This is a genomic window from Thalassobius sp. MITS945101 (assembly GCF_047123305.1).
GTDB lineage: Bacteria > Pseudomonadota > Alphaproteobacteria > Rhodobacterales > Rhodobacteraceae > Thalassobius.
This window is the reverse complement of the sequence record NZ_CP138918.1, coordinates 1,035,720-1,051,733: the sequence shown is the minus strand read 5'-3', so window position 1 is coordinate 1,051,733 and position 16,014 is coordinate 1,035,720. Positions and strand designations below refer to the sequence as shown.

The following is a 16,014-nucleotide window of genomic DNA, read 5'->3' as shown; positions in this document are numbered from 1 at the left end:
GCTGGTAGTCCTGCTCCTGATCCCGGAACTGTTCGGAGATTTCATGGCCTATCAGATTGGGCTCTACTTGATATATGGCATCGCCGCTCAGGGCATTGGGTTTCTCTGGGGCAAGACGGGAGTGCTGCCACTCGGGCAGGCCCTGTTCTTCGGAATAGCGGCCTATGTCACGGCGATCACGCTTCGAGCCGAAGGCAATCTGTTCCTCAACCTTGCATTGGCCGCCATCGTATTAGCAGTAATTGCGGGGTCCGCCTTTGTCCTTGCGGCTCTTGTCTTTCGGGGACGGAACGAAAGTGGCCCATATTTTTCGCTGATTACGTTGGCGCTGGTTATGATTGCGGAACAAGTTGCGGGCACGGCAACGTCGCTGACCGGTGGCTTCAATGGGATGAGCGGTTTCAACAGCCTTGGGAATCTCGATCCATTCGGCGGCTTCTACTACGTCATTGTTGCAGCGACGGTGGCGGTCAGCCTGCTCCTCTTCATCTTGAACCGGTTGCCTGTCAATCTGATCGCCAAGGCTGTTCTGGACAATGAACCGCGTATGCAACTGCTCGGGTTTCCAACCCATATGATCAAGGGGGCGGCATTCGCGTTTTCGGCCATGATCGCGGCACTTGCCGGGGGGTTGTTCGCATCGCACCAAGGCATCGTAACGCCAGCGTCAACCGGGTTTGCCCTGTCAGCAGAACTGGTCATCCTGACCGCAGTTGGGGGCCGCTTCCACGTGCTCGGTCCGCTGATCGGAGCAGTGATCGTTGGTTGGGCATCCACCGAATTACGCGACAGTTTCCCCTACTGGGAATTGCTGATGGCGGTGGTGTTCATTCTAGTCGTGCTAAAGGCTCCGGGCGGGATTGCTGAGTTGTTTGAGGCTGCATTCCGGCGTGTCAGGCCCAAAACGCCCACATCCGCCGCACCGGCTGTGACAGCGCCCGAGACGCGGTTCGACAAAACCCCACGGCCCCTGAGATTTGAAGACGTGCGGCTCAATATCGGTGTCGTTCGAATTCTGAATGCGGTGTCCTTTGAAACACCTGCCACCGGGATTATCAGCGTCATTGGCCCGAATGGTGCTGGCAAGACCAGTGCGCTCAACACGATCACCGGCAACCTGTCCGTAACCGGAGGTCGGATCATGCTGGGCGAGGTCCGGATCGATTCACGCCCGCCTCATACCGCCCTGAGCAACGGCATTGGTCGCAAACTTCAGGTTCCATCGGTCTTCTTCTCGCTCAGCGTTTCCGAAAACCTGGCCATCGCGATGATGGCGGGCAGGCTAAGGATGAGTGACCTTTTCAAGCCATCTACCTTTCAGTGGCGATCCAAATCCCTGTCCGATATTCTGGGCCATCCGTCAGTGCCGCTGAAGGAAGAAATGACCGATCCGGTTGAGTATTTGCCGCAGGGTCACCGACAATTCCTGGAATACGCCATGACAGTCGCGGCAGAGCCATCCATCCTTCTGTTGGATGAGCCCTGTGCCGGGCTTTCCCCGGACGAAACGGCTCTGATGACCAAGCTCGTTCAGTCCTATCAATCTGAAACGTCAAGATTGGTGATAGTCATCGAGCACGACATGAGCATTGTCGAAGCAATTTCTGACAAGGTTTTGGTCCTGCATCTCGGCAAGGTGCTGGCATTCGATGACTACGACAAAGTGCGTCAAAACCCGCAAGTTCAGGCAGTCTATTCGGGAGGAACAAAATGACCGCTCTCTTGGAAATCGAAGGGCTGACCGGCGGGTATCAGGACACCAATGTGTTGTTCGAAATATCCGTCAAGATCGAAGCTGGCAGTCTTCTTGGCGTCCTTGGACGCAACGGCGTTGGCAAAACAACACTTGCCCGTCTTGTTCAAGGTGAGATCAAAGCCAGCCAGGGAGATATCCGATTTGATGGTCAGCCCATGGGCAACCAACCCGCCCATGCCCGAAGGCACATGGGGGTTGGTTACATGCCTCAAACGGCAATGGTTTTCGATGATCTCACCGTGCAAGAGAACCTGAGCCTCGGGAGTAGCGGAAAACCACCAGATCTCTATTTTGACCTTTTCCCCAGATTGGCGGAACGGTTGAAGCAACCTGCCGGAACCATGTCGGGCGGAGAAAGAAAGATACTCTCCTTCGTCCGAACTATGATCGAAGACACGAAGCTGATCATTCTGGATGAACCCACGGAAGGTGTTCAGCCAGAAAACATCAACCACATGGCTGATTGCCTCAGGGAACGGGTGGCCGAAGGTGCCGGTGTCCTGTTGTGTGAGCAAAACCTGAATTTGCTGTCCGACGTTGCCGACTGGTTCCTGGGATTGGACTCAGGACGGGTCACAATGACCGGGAGCGGAAACATGACAACGAGGAAAGACTTGAACGCGGTTTTGTCCTTGTGAGCGTATGCTTGCTTGGGGGTTGCCGGCTCGCAATTCGACTGGGTTTCAACGACTGCATGCGTCTCTTCAATAACGGCCCAAATACACCGCAGTTTAATAGTGACTTTTAGTCTGCTTTTGGTGCTTTTCACCAGTTCCAGCACTGCGCAGCATCGGTTAAAATGGGCTCTAAGCCGCCATGCGGCAGTGCGGCAGCTTGTCCGCAGCGAAACTGCGTGCGAACCAAGGTTGTCAACTGCTGGTGCCAGCCCAAACTAGACATTCCTTTAGCATCGCGGGACAGGAGACCCCCAGCAGGTCGGGCGGAAACCGGACTTTCGCTGCTCATGCGAGACGTTGCGCCTACGGAACCGAAAGTGGACATTCAGATGCTGGTTGTTTCACTACGACGAAGGAAACGTTTGGTGGTCAAAGGCCCTTGCCTGAGTTCGATGCGATTTTGATTTGCATCTTCGCTTATCAACTCTAAGGTGAGAGGCAAATTTCTTTTTTTGAATTGGGTATTTTAAGGTGGCGTCGCAACTACTTGAAGAAATGTTGAAAAAGCCGCAGCGCGAAACCGCTGGGGCTGACACAAACCTACGGTTTGACTATCAAAAAAACTGGGCATTTTGCGAAATGATAAAGAAGCATCTGGAAGGTGCTGACTATCTGGTTGCTTTCGAATACCACGACGATGTGGTCTTCATGGAACCGAACGACGACCCACAGAACGTCGACTTTTGCCAGGTCAAAACAAAGAAATCATCTTCAAGCGTCACATTGGGGTTCTATTTGGCGCGCGCCAAGACAAAGGAAGGAAGAAAGCCTTCAATCCTTGGCAAAATGTACGAAAACTTCGATGGCATCTGCACCGGGTACAAGGTCAAGACAGTTCTCGTTTCAAATGTACCGTTTTCGTTTTGTGGGAGCAATTCGCGCGCCACCGATCTCAAGGCAAGCGATGTGAAAAAGATCAAGGAAAAACTCTCCGAGGAGCTATCAGACTTTGATGAGGAACGCCTGAACAACGTTTACTTTCTTACAACTGGGGTCTCGCTGGATGCCATGCAGAGCTTCCTAATGGGCGAAGTGTCCGAGCTGTTCAAGATGGAGCTTGGAGAAGGCCATGGGGTCAACATGCACGCGTGGGCTAGGTTGGTGCAGGACGAGATCAATCGTAAGAATAACGTCGATTCTGAGACGATTTCTTCAACCGATGATCTTAAGGTAAAGAAATGCGTTGACCGAAAATTTCTTTCGAAAACAATCCAACTGGCTGCAAACAACACAACTCGCGCCCCTGATATGACGTTGGTGAATGCCGAACTGAAGGAAGCAGGATGGGTTGCCGTCGACCTTATGAAAATGGGGAAAAAGATCTCCAACGCGGTAGCTGACTACACCAATCCTACAAACGGCGATGCCGAGGAGCTTAAGACTCGCCTCGAACATCACTTCCATACAGAGGCGGCAGAGGCGCTACCCGATTTCCTTGCAAGCGCCTTGTCAAACATCGCGCAATTGACAGACTGCTTACCCTTATACAATGAAAAGTTCTATTTCTTGGCGTTCGCTGTGATTGTGTTCAATGAAGAAATTTAATTTCCATAAACTCATTAGAAACCTAAGAAAAGGTCGCGAAGATGACAGGCTTGGTGTTCAAAAAGCTCTGGATAGTATCAAAGCTCGAGAAAGCCGCGAGGACAGTGAGCTTTCAGTCCGGAATGAACATTCTGACGGGGGAGAATGATGTTGGAAAATCGACGCTAATCAAGTCCCTCTATCATTCTATTGGCGCCGACGCGCCTCAAATGAACAATACTCGGTGGAAACGAGCTAAAGCGTTTTACTGTTCTGAAATTTTTCTGAATGGCGCAACTTACTTCATTGTTAGGGACGGAAAACACTTTGGTGTCTTTGATGCCCAGAAGGGCATGATTTCAAAGCACAGTGGCATCTCGACGGAAGGGGGCATCGCTAGTTTTATCTGTGAACAACTGAATTTCAATATTGAACTGGAGAAGAGCGCGGACGGCAAATTAGGGCGAGCTGGACCAGCATTCTACTTTCTTCCATTTTATGTTGATCAAGACGCTGGCTGGACTAAGAGTTGGGAGTCGTTTAGCGGGCTTCAGCAGTTCACTTCGTTTCGCAAGAACATGATCGAGTATCATATGGGCATACGTCCGCAGAGCTACTACGATGCCAAGAAGAAAGAGATGGAATTCTTAGAGACGAAGTCAACTCACCAAGCCGAAAGAAACGTTCTGTCTACCGCGCTGGCCACTTTTCAGAAACGTTCCTCTCAAATCCAAGTCAGCCTTGATCCTGTGGCCTTCAAGGAAGAGTTGGACCAACTGGTCGACTCTTACAATCTGCAGAGGGCACGACAACAGGATGCTCTTACTAAGGTCAAAGACATAAGGAACGAACGAAACGCGATTGATACCGATATCGCGATCCTTCGTCGCTCAATATCAGAGCTGACTGCCGACTACGAGTATGCTGCACGGCTTGAGACGCCCGACATTGTAGGATGCCCCACATGCGGAACAGAGTTCGAGAATTCATTTCAAGAAAGGTTTGGATTGCTGGATGACGTGGACTACTGCCGAGGAATTCTAGATCAGCGACAGAAAGCCCGTATCGAAGTTACTGAGAAGCTCGATGCAGCAGAACGCGAATATCGATCGGTCGGGCAAGCAACCCACGAAATGGAACTGTTGCTTAATCGAAAAAAATCGGAAGTGACCTTGCGCGACATTGTTGCTTCAGAGGGCAACAAAGAGATGGTCGTCTCTCTGAGCGCAGACATAGTTGGTAAAGATGAGTCAATCGAAGAAGTTCAAAAGGCGATCGATGGGCTAAAGGCTGACTTGAAGCTGGACTCAAAGAGGAAAAAGGAGATCCTCGAATATTACCAGTCGCGTATGAAAGAATACTTGAACGCTCTCAACGTGTTCGTTTTGGAAGAAAGCGATTATGCGGAACCAACTAGGGTAATAAAGAATAACGCTCTAGGCAGTGATCTCCCTCGTGCTTTGCTAGCTCAGTATTTTGCGCTGTTGCACACAATGAAGAAATTTGGCGGCACCAAAGTCTGCCCGCTCATCATCGACTCGCCGCAGCAACAAGAGCAAGACACGAGCAACTTGGGCGCGATTTTCAAGTTCATCTTCTCTAAGGCGCTTGATGGTCAGCAACTCATTCTGGGAACGATTTCCACAGAAGCTGTGCCAGATGAAATTATTCCGAAAGGTGCGAACCGTATCGTTCTCTCCAACGAAAAGTACTCCATCTTGCGACGTGATCAGTTTTCTGAAGCGATCGCTGACGTCGGCGAAATGCATGAATTACTGCTATCGAAGTAATCATATCAACGAGGCATACAAGAAAAAATGAAACCTTTTGAATGAGTTGAGCTTGTTGAGGAAGCTCGCGCCGTTCTCAAAGAGGCAAAAATTCGCATTCAGTCAGTCCGGCGGCGTTTGAGATCCCGTATAGACGGCCCTAACTTGCGGCCAGACAGTCTCAATTTGTGGCTTGGCTCAGCCGATGCGAATGGCAGCAATGTGGGCTGAGACCGCAGCATCGTGAGTTGTGGCTTAAGGTCTGCAAAGGGCCGTCATGCCCACTCATGAAGCAAGAAGCTTCGACTTTGCAAAGTACACAAACTGCGCATAGCTGCCATTGGTGGCTCACGCAGCATACGGCACCGCTGCGGTTTAGTATTGAAAGGTAGCTTTCGGGAAATTGACCTTAGAGCTTTGCGTCTGCAGCAGAGAACATTCTGAGCTTCATGTGAATGTCGTGAAATGGCTGAAAGCTGTCATGCATCAACAAGGCCATGAACGACTGTACCGGCGCGAAAGCCCATATAGCCGTGGAAAAAACTGGTCGCCGCCTTCAGCGACGGCCTGGACATCATAGAGGCAACATCGAATGATACAGACGTTAGTTGATCGCCTCATTTGGATCTCTAACTTGCAACAACTAATTGACATTCGCGGACACAAGCGCGCTTGCGCCTGTTTTCAAAGCGGGCATTCGCACTCGCACCGGAGGTAAATTTGGAGATGTGGGTACAGAGAGGGGTATAGGAGTTTTTAAATGAAAACTTTTCCATTTATTTTCAATTATTTACTCAATTTTTTAAACTCCCTCTTGAGCACCATTTTCCAAAAAGTTTGTTGTTTCCTGTAAGTATCGTCTATTTGGCTGACGTGCGCACAGGTGGCATGGGCATTGTCTCAGCCAAGGGTCTGTTGCAAAGTAGTGCGGTCGGCGCTGCCCTCTAATGCAGGTGTCATGTGTTTCACAATGCCCTTGGTTCGGACTGACGGCCCGGCGCCGATGCTTCCATATTCTGTTCTTTTTCAGTTCCGGATCGGAATGTTGAAGCGGTAGCTTTTGTCGGTTAACCCTTTGGGGGCTTTGGGAAATTTACCAACTCGTTTCACAGCTGCAATGGCGGCTTCATCCAGTGCGGCGACGCCAGAGGATTTTGCAATCGAAACCGAGAGCAGCTGACCGCTTGGGGCGATCCGCAGGGCAAGGGTGGTTTTGCCTTTGGCTTTCACGCCCCGCAGCGCCTTTTTGCGGCGTTCGATACGGGTGACGATTTTGCTGCCCCAGATCGATTTCAGCTTGGCCTCTTTGCCTTTCCCCAGCGCTTTGACTTTGGATTTTCCAGCGTTGCCCGCCTGATTTGTGCCGCCGGTTCCAGCCGCTTTCTGGGTGGCCGATCCTGCACTGGCCGCGCGATTCAGATCGCTCGCTTTGGCCTTGGACTCGGACTTGGGTTTCGGTTTGGCCTTTGGCTTGGATTTTACCTCGGGCTTTGGTTCGGGTTTCTTGACCGGCTCTGGTTCAGGCTCCGGTTCAGGCTCCGGTTCAGGCTTAGGGGCTTCAGGGGGCTGAACATCAGCCTGTGGAGACTTGGGTTGCTCTGTGGCCACGGGGCGCGGTGCGGTAGGGCGGGCCATCGGGCGAGGCGCGGCCTCTGCGGAGGTTTTGGGCCGTGGATCTTGTGTGGTGGGCAACACCGGCTGCTGTAGCACCGGCTGAGACATCTCTGGCGGTGGTGGCGGCGCTGCTTGACTGGGGATGACGGGCAGGGCGGGATCGGGCACGTCCCCGGAAAGCGCGGCAATCTGGGTTGAGGTGTCAGGCGCCGCATCCAGCGTCAGCGCCGCCATCTGCGGGGCGTCTTCCACCACATCTGGCGCGTCTTCCCTCTGCGGTGCATCGGTTTGATGCACCGGTGGGCGGGTCCATTCCTTGATCATTTCGGCAACTTGATCCGGGGCGCCTTGCAGGGTCACGACCGCCTCACCGCCCACGCCACCTGCCTCTGCGCCGTCAAGGTCCGGCAGGACCAGAGCAACCAGCCCCAGATGCAGGGCAACGGCCACCGCGGCGAAGCTTAGAAATTCCCCCCAACGTTTCATGGCTGCTGTACCACCAGTTCGATCCGGTCAAATCCGGCCTTGCGCAGATCCGCCATGACCTCGGCCAGACGGTGGCCCTTGGCGGCGCCATCCGCACGCAGGACAAGGCCCGGTTTTGCACCTTCCGGAGACAATGCGGCAATGGCGGCCGCACCCTGGCTGTCCTGAAACTGCAACACACCTTTGTCGCTGAGATAAAGCAGCTGATCAGCCTTCGGATCGGAGGCTTTCTGGGCCTTGGGCGGGGCCACTTCAAAGGGTTCGGGGGGCGCAATTTGGGCCGTCATCAGGAAGAAGATCAGCAGTAGGAAGACCACGTTGATCATCGGTACGATGGATTCCCCCTGCGGTTTGCGTTGTGGCGGCGAGAAGTCGAGGCTCATGTCACGTCCCTCATTTCACCAGCACCAGATTGGCAAAACCCGCGTCGCGCAGTGCTTCGGACACTTCTACAATACGCTGGATTGAAGTCTCTTCCCGGCTGCGCAGCACAATGGTGTCCGTGGGCGCGGCCCCTAGCGTGCGCAATTCGGCAATGACCTGCGCCAACGGGCGGTCAATTCCATTCAGGCGAGTCAGCTCCGGCAGAACGTCCACCAGTTTTGGGGCAGTGGTCTCTGCCGTGCCGCCTGCCGACGCCAATGGCATTGCGATCACCTGATCCATGCCAAACCGTGACGCAAGCATGAAGAACACCAGCAGCAGGAACACCACGTCAATCATCGGAGTGAGCGAGGGTTTGCGCCGGATACGGGCTGGGGGTGAGAGGTCCATTAGCTTTGGGTTATTCGGCGACCAAAGCGGGCTTTGCAGGTGTCTGGCGTTCAACCGCATTGGCAATGAACACACGGCTGGCGGCATCTTCCACATCGCGGCGCAGCCGGTCCACCACCGCCTCAAACCAGGTCAGCGTGGCCGACGCCGGGATCGCCACAGCCATGCCGGCCGCAGTGGTCAGCAACGCTTCCCAGATGCCCCCGGCCAGCAGCGAAGGATCGGCCCGGCTGCCGCTTTCCTGCAATGCCTGAAAGGCAGCGATCATGCCCATCACGGTGCCCAGCAGACCCAGCAGCGGCGCGATGGTTGCGATAAGTTCCAAGGCCCGCAGGCCCGAAGATGCCTCGGCCAGATGTTTCTTGGCCACCCGGGTAGTTTCCTCACGCGCGCTCTGCTCTGGCAGGTTGGTGGAGGCCTTAAAGGCGGCGCGCAGCACCTTGCTGCGCAGGCCACGGCGGCGCGCAATCATGTCGCGGGCGCGGTCCTTGTGACCCGCGTTCCAGGCCTCCAACGCCTGCGGTGCGCGGCCCTGCGACCAGGCGCCCAGCACCACCAAGCGCCAGATTTTCCATAGGATCAGCGCAAGGGTCAGGACCGAAAGGGCAGCGATGGCCCAGATCGACGGGCCGCCGTCACGCAGGAATTTCAGGGCAGTTTGCGACGCAAGTTGCAGAGTTTTTTGCAAATTTTCCGGAACAGCCTGAGCCTCTGCGTCTGGGCTGGTACCTGCGACGGACGTTTCCGCACTGGTATCCGGTGGAGATGTCGCAAGAGCAGTCGCCGGATCGTCGTCCGTAGTGGCAATAGTCTCAGATGAGGTTGCCATATCGGCCGCTATGTCCGCTGCAACCACAGGGGCAGCGCTGGTTTCTGCAGTGACGCTGACCGGCGCGGAAGGGGCAGCAGGGCGTTGTGGCTTAGTGCTGTCTTGCGCGGTGGCGGCAGAGCTGATCAACAGGGTTGCGATTGCTACCGCGGAAAATTGCGTGCGCAGCGAAAGCCCGGAACGCGGGCCACGGGAGGAAGCAGTCATGGCAGACACCAGAATAGGCACTGACCTGCGGCAATCATGGGAAAAGCGCCAGCACGTCAAAGGAACGGGTTTGCTGGCTTACTGCGTGCACCAGTTCGAAGACGCCAAAACGAAAACGAGGGGCCGACAGCGGCTCCCTCGTGGCTACTTAAACCGATTCTTTTTGTCAAGTTTCGCCGGGGCGGGCTGGGCCACCGCGTGATCTGCTCACTTAAACTTGGCAACCATATCCATAATGCCAGGGATCGTGTGCAGCTGTTCTTCGTGGGTGGGTTGGAAGTACTGTTTTAGGCTGCGCTGGCTTTCGCCACCCAGGATGGTGAAATAATACATTTCATAGCCGGGCAGAACGGCGCAGGGGTGGTAGCCTTTGTCGATCAGCATCGTGGAGCCGTTGACCACATGGTAGGCATCGCCCGGTTCGTTATCCACCCGCTGCAACATCTGCATGCCAGAGCCGTAGTTCGGTTTGAACCGGAAGTTATAGGTCTCATCATGACGGGTTTCTTCGGGCAGGCGGTCGGTGTCATGTTTGTGGCTGGGAAAGCCGGACCAGCCGCCCGCGCCGACAGTAAACAACTCGCTGACCAAGAGGCGCCCGACTTTGTCGTGATGTTCTGCGCCCAGGATGTGTTTGATCTTGCGGTGGGTTTTGGTGTCATCCGATCCGTACTGCACCAGATCGATCTGCGGCGAACGCACGTCAAAGGGTTCCAGCACGCGGTCGTATTTGGCACCGGCCACAAACACCTCGGCGTTGTCAGAGGTGCAGGTCATCCGCACATTTGCACCCACCGGCACATAGACGCCTTCAGGCTCCCCGTCCCAAACATCTTCGCCGCGATTGCCAAGCGCGGAGAAACCGGCACCATCCACGTCCAGATCCACTGTGCCGGTGGCGGGCACCACGCAGGTCTCATAGCCGGGAACAGCATAGTCAAAGACTTCTCCGCGTGTCAGTTTCACTATGTTGAAATAGTTCAGCGGCACCAGCGGGTGGTCCACATCGACGATCGGTTTGTTTTGATTGTCATGGGGGGCGATGTGCATCTTTCGCATCCTTGTCGCTGTCACTTTGCCGGTTACCGCTGCGGGCGGAATTAGGATTGAATATCAATCCACTGATCCGAGGGGCCTGGGGTCAAACCAGGGTCAAATTCCGTTCCGCAACAAGATCCGTCTTGTCGGATCTCGAATCGCAAGATACAAAAACTGCAACCGGTTGCAAATGCAAAACCGCCGGATTGCCCAAATGAGTGCATCAGAGGAGCCCAGCATGACGGCCTATGGAACCGAGATCGGGATTGGCATTTTGGGCGGCGGCTACATGGGCAAGGCCCATGCTGTTGCCATGTCTTCGGTGGGGGCAATTTTTGACACCACACTGCGACCACGGCTGGAAATGATTTGTGCCTCCAGCCCACAATCGGCGGAATGGTATCGAAAGGCCTATGGGTTTCTGCGGGCGACGGACAGTTGGCGGACTCTTGTCACCGATCCCAAGGTCGAGGCAATTGTGATCGCCACCCCGCAGGCCCTGCACCGCGAGATTGCCGAGGCTGCCTTTGCTTTGGGCAAGCCGGTGCTTTGTGAAAAACCGCTGGGGGCCTCCCTGGCAGATAGCGCGGCTATGGTTGCTGCGGCCGAGGCCTCGGGCGTGGCAAATATGGTGGGGTTCAACTACATCCGCACCCCTGCCAGCCAATATGCACGGCAGCTGTTGGCGGAGGGGGCGATTGGCGACATCACTTGGTTCCGCGGCGAACACACAGAGGATTTCTATGCCGATCCCGACACCCCCGCCTCTTGGCGGACAGAGGGGATGGCAAACGGAACGATGGGGGATCTTGCCCCTCATATGATCAATGCTGCGCTTGCATTGTTGGGGCCTGTGGCCTCTGTCATCGGCATGGTGGAGACGGTGCACAGCGCCCGCCCAGGCGGCAAGGTCACGAATGATGACCACGCCCAGATGATGTGCCGGTTCGAAAATGGCGTTATGGGCCAGATGTATTTCAGCCGTGTCGCGACGGGACGTAAGATGGGCTACGCCTATGAAATCAGCGGCACCAAAGGGGCGATCCGGTTTGATCAGGAGGATCAGAATGCGCTGTGGCTGTACCGTCGGGACGGGCTAGAGGCGACACAGGGCTTTACCAAAATCCTGATCGGTCCGGCACATCCGGATTACCTGCCTTTCTGTCAGGGGCCGGGCCATGGCACCGGCTATCAAGATCAGATCATCATCGAGGCGAAGGATTTCTTGGAGGCGATTGCCAGTGGGGAGGCGCGCTGGCCCAGCTTCCGTGATGGGCATGAGGTGAACCGGATTGTCGCCGCCACGCTGGCCTCGGCTGAAGCGGGCCGGTGGCAGGACCTGTCGGATTTCTGACCGTGCCGCAGCGGCACGCATGCTGGCCCTGCGCTGCGTTAACCCTACGTTAACATCTATCACCAACATTTCCCCCGAAGGGGGATCTTTCCCAGCGCGGCACAGATCGCGACAGAAGACCGCCTGAGGAGGGCAGTTTGAAGACCGAAAATTGCGCGCCCTATTGCAACCGGTTGCAAAAGTGTGCGCGATATGCTCTACTTTGAGTCGGCAGGGGACGAATAGGCGCGTTCCCGACCGAATGAACGGTGAAACTGGGAGGAAACAATGACTTCACTGATCAAGAAATTTGCTCTGGCTACGGCGCTGGTGGCGGCCCCCTTTATGGCTGCAACCACCGCTTCGGCAGAGGGGGAGAAATACATTCTGGTGAGCCACGCCCCTGACAGCGACAGCTGGTGGAACACCATCAAAAACGGCATTGCACTGGCCGGCGCGCAGATGGGCGTTGAGGTGGAATACCGCAACCCGCCCACCGGCGATCTGGCTGATATGGCGCGGATCATCGAACAGGCGGCTGCCTCGGGTCCTGATGGCATCATCACCACCCTGTCCGACTTTGACGTTCTGTCCGGTCCGATCCGTGCAGCGGTCGACAGCGGCGTTGACGTTATCATCATGAACTCCGGCACCCCGGCGCAGGCACGTGAAGTTGGCGCGCTGATGTATGTGGGTCAGCCCGAATATGATGCAGGCTATGCCGCCGGTCTGAAGGCCAAAGGGGACGGCGTTGCTTCGTTCCTCTGTGTGAACCACTACATCTCCTCGCCGTCTTCGACCGAGCGCTGCCAAGGCTTCGCGGATGGTCTGGGTGTGGATCTGGCCAACCAGATGATCGACTCGGGTCAGGACCCGGCTGAGATCAAAAACAAAGTACAGGCCTACCTGTCCGCGAACCCCGCTACTGATGCGGTTCTGACCCTTGGCCCGACCTCGGCAGATCCGACCCTGTTGGCGCTGGATGAAAACGGCTTGGCTGGTGACATCTACTTCGGCACCTTCGACCTGGGCGAGGAAATCGTCAAAGGCATCAAGGGTGGCGTCATCAACTGGGGTATCGACCAACAGCCCTTCCTGCAGGCCTACCTTCCGGTTGTGGTTCTGGCCAACTACCACCGTTACGGCGTTCTGCCGGGCAACAACATCAACTCGGGCCCCGGTTTTGTAACCGCTGACGGGCTTGAGAAGGTGGAAGCCTTCGCAGGCGAGTATCGCTGATCTCCTCCCGACTGGGCGGCCAAAACCCGTGGGTCTGGCCGCCCTTTTTCCATCCTGAGCAAGGATAAGACGAGGCACATATGTCTGAAGCACCCAATGTGGCGGCAGGCGTGGATGAGCGTATCAAAACCCGTTCCCGCTTCCGCGAAGCCATGATCCGACCTGAACTGGGCGGTATTGTCGGCACCATCATCGTATTCACTCTTTTCGCCCTGTTCGCGTTTGACAGCGGCATGTTCAACAGCCAGGGCATCATGAACTGGAGCCAGGTCTCGGCCCAATTCATGATCATCGCCGTCGGCGCCTGCCTTCTGATGATCGCGGGCGAGTTTGACCTTTCGGTTGGCTCCATGATCGGTTTTGCCGGCATGATGATCGCCATTTTCTCGGTCACGCTGGGCTGGCCCGTCTGGATGGCCATCATCGTGACCTTTGTTCTGTGCACCGCGCTGGGCGCGTTGAACGGGTTCATTGTGATCCGCACCGGATTGCCCAGCTTTATTGTAACGCTGGCCTTCCTGTTCATTCTGCGCGGTTTCACCATCTATTTCCCGCAAACCATCGAACGCAAAACCATCATCGGCGGGATCAAGGACGTGGCCGAGGGCGATTGGCTGGCGGCGTTGTTTGGGGGCAAGATCTTGACCGGCCTGTTCCAGTGGATGGGCGACGCGGGCCTCATTGCGGTGTTTGAACGGGGCACCCGCGCGGGCCAGCCTGTGGTTGACGGTGTGCCGATGTTGATCGTCTGGGCGCTGGCGCTGATTGTCTTTGGGCATATCCTTTTGACCAAAACCAAGTTCGGCAACTGGATCTACGCGGCGGGCGGTGACGCCGAAGCGGCGCGCAACTCGGGTGTGCCGGTGAACCGGGTGAAGATCCTGATGTTCATGTTCACCGCCTTCTGCGCCACTGTTTTCGCCACCTGTCAGGTGATGGAGTTCGGCTCGGCAGGGGCGGACCGTGGTCTGCTGAAAGAGTTCGAGGCGATCATTGCCGTGGTAATTGGCGGTGCGTTGCTGACCGGCGGTTATGGATCGGTGATCGGCGCGGCGCTTGGCGCTTTGATCTTTGGGGTAGTGCAACAAGGCTTGTTCTTTGCGGGCGTCGAAAGCTCGCTGTTCCGGGTGTTCCTTGGCATGATCCTGCTGTTTGCGGTGATCCTGAACACTTACATTCGTCGTATGATCACAGGGGAGCGTTAAGATGAGCGAACCGATCATTCAGATGAAGAACATCGAAAAGCACTTCGGCTCGGTCATTGCACTGGCCGGCGTGTCGGTGGATGTCTTTCCCGGCGAATGCCACTGCCTGTTGGGCGACAACGGGGCGGGCAAATCCACCTTCATCAAAACCATGTCCGGCGTGCATCAACCCACGGCGGGGGAGATCTATTTCGAGGGCCGCCCGCTGCACTTCGACGATCCCCGCGATGCGATTTCAGCAGGGATCGCTACGGTGCATCAGCATCTGGCGATGATCCCGTTGATGTCGGTCAGCCGCAACTTCTTCATGGGCAATGAGCCTCTGCGCAAGCTGGGCCCGTTCAACTTTTTCGATCACGAAGCAGCAAACCGCATCACGATGGAAGAGATGAAGAAGATGGGGATCAACCTGCGGGGCCCCGATCAGGCGGTTGGCACGCTGTCCGGCGGTGAACGCCAGACGGTGGCGATTGCCCGCGCAGTCCATTTTGGCGCCAAAGTGCTGATCCTGGATGAACCGACCTCGGCGCTTGGGGTGCGTCAGACCGCCAACGTGCTTGCCACCATTGATAAGGTGCGCAAACAGGGCATCGCGGTGGTCTTTATCACCCACAACGTGCGCCATGCGATGGCGGTGGGCGATCGTTTCACCGTGCTGAACCGAGGTCAGACCCTTGGCACGGCGCAGAAGGGTGAGATCACGCCGGAAGAGTTGCAGGACATGATGGCAGGTGGCCAGGAAATGGCCCAGCTGGAAGGGTCGCTTGGCGGCACCGTCTGACGGTGCACCAAGCGGTTGAGGAAAGACCGAAGACCACTCACGAAAACGCGCCGTCGCCCTTCACAGGCGGCGGCGCATTTTCCGTCAGACCGACACTCCGGCCAAGACCGCCTCACGGGTGACGTCTGACTTGTGCCCGTTAAGGATCACCTCGCCACGCCGCAAAACCGTGAACCGGTCCGCCAGTTCATAGGCAAAGTCGAAATACTGCTCGACCAGCACGATCGCCATGTCGCTGCGCTGCCGCAGGTGTTTGATAACTTCACCGATTTGCTGAATGATATTGGGCTGAATGCCTTCGGTCGGTTCATCCAGCAACAAGAGTTTCGGCTTGGTGATCAGCGCCCGGGCAATGGCCAGTTGCTGTTGCTGCCCGCCAGACAGATCGCCACCGCGCCGGTGCTGCATCTGTTTCAGGACGGGAAAGAGGTCGTAGATCTCATCAGGAATGAAATGTTGATCCTTGGGCAGGCAGGCAAATCCGGTTTCCAGATTTTCAGTCACCGTCAGCAACGGAAAAACATCCCGCCCCTGCGGCACCGTTGCGATGCCTTTACGGGCGAGCGCATGCGGCGGCAGAACCGGCAGGGCCTCCCCATCCAGTACCATCTCACCGCCAGATCGGGGGTGGGTGCCAGCGATGGCTTTGATCAGGCTGGTTTTGCCAACGCCATTGGTGCCCATCAGGCAAGTGACCTCGCCCTGCGCCGCCTCCAGCGAAACACCGTGCAGGATTTGCGAATGGCCATAGTGCAATGTCAGATCGTTCAGTGTCAGCATCT

At 56.0% G+C, this 16,014-nt stretch carries 14 protein-coding genes; 8 read left to right on the top strand and 6 right to left on the bottom strand.

What is annotated here, in order from left to right:
• The first annotated feature begins 43 nt into the window (after positions 1 to 43).
• The 4 genes from SIC14_RS05385 to SIC14_RS05370 all read left to right on the top strand — a co-directional run bounded on the left by SIC14_RS05385 (position 44) and on the right by SIC14_RS05370 (position 5,747).
• The gene (locus SIC14_RS05385; RefSeq protein ID WP_412564801.1) at positions 44 to 1,714 is read left to right on the top strand and encodes an ABC transporter permease subunit; all 1,671 of its coding nucleotides are present in this window, start codon (positions 44 to 46) and stop codon (positions 1,712 to 1,714) included.
• Positions 1,711 to 2,394: an ABC transporter ATP-binding protein gene (locus tag SIC14_RS05380; protein ID WP_321830390.1), complete on the top strand. Its 684-nt coding sequence runs from the start codon at positions 1,711 to 1,713 to the stop codon at positions 2,392 to 2,394. Before SIC14_RS05385 ends, SIC14_RS05380 begins: the two co-directional genes overlap by 4 nt.
• A gap of 510 nt (positions 2,395 to 2,904) precedes the next feature.
• Positions 2,905 to 3,978 (top strand): dsDNA nuclease domain-containing protein, encoded by a 1,074-nt coding sequence (locus SIC14_RS05375; RefSeq protein WP_412564800.1) that lies wholly within the window; start codon positions 2,905 to 2,907, stop codon positions 3,976 to 3,978.
• A 41-nt stretch (positions 3,979 to 4,019) separates the two neighbouring features.
• On the top strand, positions 4,020 to 5,747 hold the full coding sequence (locus SIC14_RS05370; RefSeq protein ID WP_412564799.1) for a hypothetical protein: 1,728 nt from the start codon (positions 4,020 to 4,022) through the stop codon (positions 5,745 to 5,747).
• A 1,005-nt stretch (positions 5,748 to 6,752) separates the two neighbouring features.
• On the opposite strand, the gene SIC14_RS05365 is transcribed toward SIC14_RS05370, so the two are convergent.
• The 5 genes from SIC14_RS05365 to SIC14_RS05345 all read right to left on the bottom strand — a co-directional run bounded on the left by SIC14_RS05365 (position 6,753) and on the right by SIC14_RS05345 (position 10,686).
• Positions 6,753 to 7,826 (bottom strand): TonB family protein, encoded by a 1,074-nt coding sequence (locus SIC14_RS05365; RefSeq protein ID WP_412564798.1) that lies wholly within the window; start codon positions 7,824 to 7,826, stop codon positions 6,753 to 6,755.
• Positions 7,823 to 8,209: an ExbD/TolR family protein gene (locus SIC14_RS05360; RefSeq protein WP_412564797.1), complete on the bottom strand. Its 387-nt coding sequence runs from the start codon at positions 8,207 to 8,209 to the stop codon at positions 7,823 to 7,825. The genes SIC14_RS05365 and SIC14_RS05360 overlap by 4 nt, the downstream gene beginning before the upstream one ends.
• A 10-nt stretch (positions 8,210 to 8,219) precedes the next feature.
• On the bottom strand, positions 8,220 to 8,600 hold the full coding sequence (locus SIC14_RS05355; protein WP_412564796.1) for an ExbD/TolR family protein: 381 nt from the start codon (positions 8,598 to 8,600) through the stop codon (positions 8,220 to 8,222).
• A 10-nt stretch (positions 8,601 to 8,610) separates the two neighbouring features.
• A complete protein-coding gene (locus tag SIC14_RS05350; RefSeq protein ID WP_412564795.1) occupies positions 8,611 to 9,636 on the bottom strand; it encodes a MotA/TolQ/ExbB proton channel family protein in 1,026 nt (341 codons plus the stop codon).
• Between the two features lie 207 nt (positions 9,637 to 9,843).
• Positions 9,844 to 10,686, bottom strand: a complete 843-nt coding sequence (locus tag SIC14_RS05345; RefSeq protein ID WP_412564794.1) for a 5-deoxy-glucuronate isomerase — start codon at positions 10,684 to 10,686, stop codon at positions 9,844 to 9,846.
• A gap of 226 nt (positions 10,687 to 10,912) precedes the next feature.
• Here SIC14_RS05345 and SIC14_RS05340 point away from each other — a divergent pair, with 226 nt between their 5' ends.
• The 4 genes from SIC14_RS05340 to SIC14_RS05325 all read left to right on the top strand — a co-directional run bounded on the left by SIC14_RS05340 (position 10,913) and on the right by SIC14_RS05325 (position 15,232).
• The gene (locus tag SIC14_RS05340; protein ID WP_412564793.1) at positions 10,913 to 12,028 is read left to right on the top strand and encodes a Gfo/Idh/MocA family protein; all 1,116 of its coding nucleotides are present in this window, start codon (positions 10,913 to 10,915) and stop codon (positions 12,026 to 12,028) included.
• Positions 12,029 to 12,295: 267 nt separating this feature from the next.
• Positions 12,296 to 13,246: a sugar ABC transporter substrate-binding protein gene (locus SIC14_RS05335; protein WP_412564792.1), complete on the top strand. Its 951-nt coding sequence runs from the start codon at positions 12,296 to 12,298 to the stop codon at positions 13,244 to 13,246.
• A gap of 80 nt (positions 13,247 to 13,326) precedes the next feature.
• Entirely contained in the window at positions 13,327 to 14,451 is a 1,125-nt protein-coding gene (locus SIC14_RS05330) for an ABC transporter permease (protein ID WP_412564791.1), read from the top strand.
• Position 14,452: 1 nt separating this feature from the next.
• On the top strand, positions 14,453 to 15,232 hold the full coding sequence (locus SIC14_RS05325) for an ATP-binding cassette domain-containing protein (protein WP_412564790.1): 780 nt from the start codon (positions 14,453 to 14,455) through the stop codon (positions 15,230 to 15,232).
• 84 nt (positions 15,233 to 15,316) lie between these two features.
• On the opposite strand, the gene urtE is transcribed toward SIC14_RS05325, so the two are convergent.
• Positions 15,317 to 16,012 (bottom strand): urea ABC transporter ATP-binding subunit UrtE, encoded by a 696-nt coding sequence (gene urtE, locus SIC14_RS05320; RefSeq protein ID WP_412564789.1) that lies wholly within the window; start codon positions 16,010 to 16,012, stop codon positions 15,317 to 15,319.
• Between the last annotated feature and the right edge of the window lie 2 nt (positions 16,013 to 16,014).

Excerpts from the sequence above, each read along its gene's own strand:
- SIC14_RS05385 (WP_412564801.1), top strand. The coding sequence starts at position 44 with ATGGCCTATCAGATTGGGCTCTACTTGATATATGGCATCGCCGCTCAG.
- SIC14_RS05380 (WP_321830390.1), top strand. The coding sequence starts at position 1,711 with ATGACCGCTCTCTTGGAAATCGAAGGGCTGACCGGCGGGTATCAGGAC.
- SIC14_RS05370 (WP_412564799.1), top strand. The coding sequence starts at position 4,020 with ATGACAGGCTTGGTGTTCAAAAAGCTCTGGATAGTATCAAAGCTCGAG.
- SIC14_RS05365 (WP_412564798.1), bottom strand. The coding sequence starts at position 7,826 with ATGAAACGTTGGGGGGAATTTCTAAGCTTCGCCGCGGTGGCCGTTGCC.
- SIC14_RS05360 (WP_412564797.1), bottom strand. The coding sequence starts at position 8,209 with ATGAGCCTCGACTTCTCGCCGCCACAACGCAAACCGCAGGGGGAATCC.
- SIC14_RS05355 (WP_412564796.1), bottom strand. The coding sequence starts at position 8,600 with ATGGACCTCTCACCCCCAGCCCGTATCCGGCGCAAACCCTCGCTCACT.
- SIC14_RS05350 (WP_412564795.1), bottom strand. The coding sequence starts at position 9,636 with ATGACTGCTTCCTCCCGTGGCCCGCGTTCCGGGCTTTCGCTGCGCACG.
- SIC14_RS05345 (WP_412564794.1), bottom strand. The coding sequence starts at position 10,686 with ATGCACATCGCCCCCCATGACAATCAAAACAAACCGATCGTCGATGTG.
- SIC14_RS05340 (WP_412564793.1), top strand. The coding sequence starts at position 10,913 with ATGACGGCCTATGGAACCGAGATCGGGATTGGCATTTTGGGCGGCGGC.
- SIC14_RS05335 (WP_412564792.1), top strand. The coding sequence starts at position 12,296 with ATGACTTCACTGATCAAGAAATTTGCTCTGGCTACGGCGCTGGTGGCG.
- SIC14_RS05330 (WP_412564791.1), top strand. The coding sequence starts at position 13,327 with ATGTCTGAAGCACCCAATGTGGCGGCAGGCGTGGATGAGCGTATCAAA.
- SIC14_RS05325 (WP_412564790.1), top strand. The coding sequence starts at position 14,453 with ATGAGCGAACCGATCATTCAGATGAAGAACATCGAAAAGCACTTCGGC.
- urtE (WP_412564789.1), bottom strand. The coding sequence starts at position 16,012 with ATGCTGACACTGAACGATCTGACATTGCACTATGGCCATTCGCAAATC.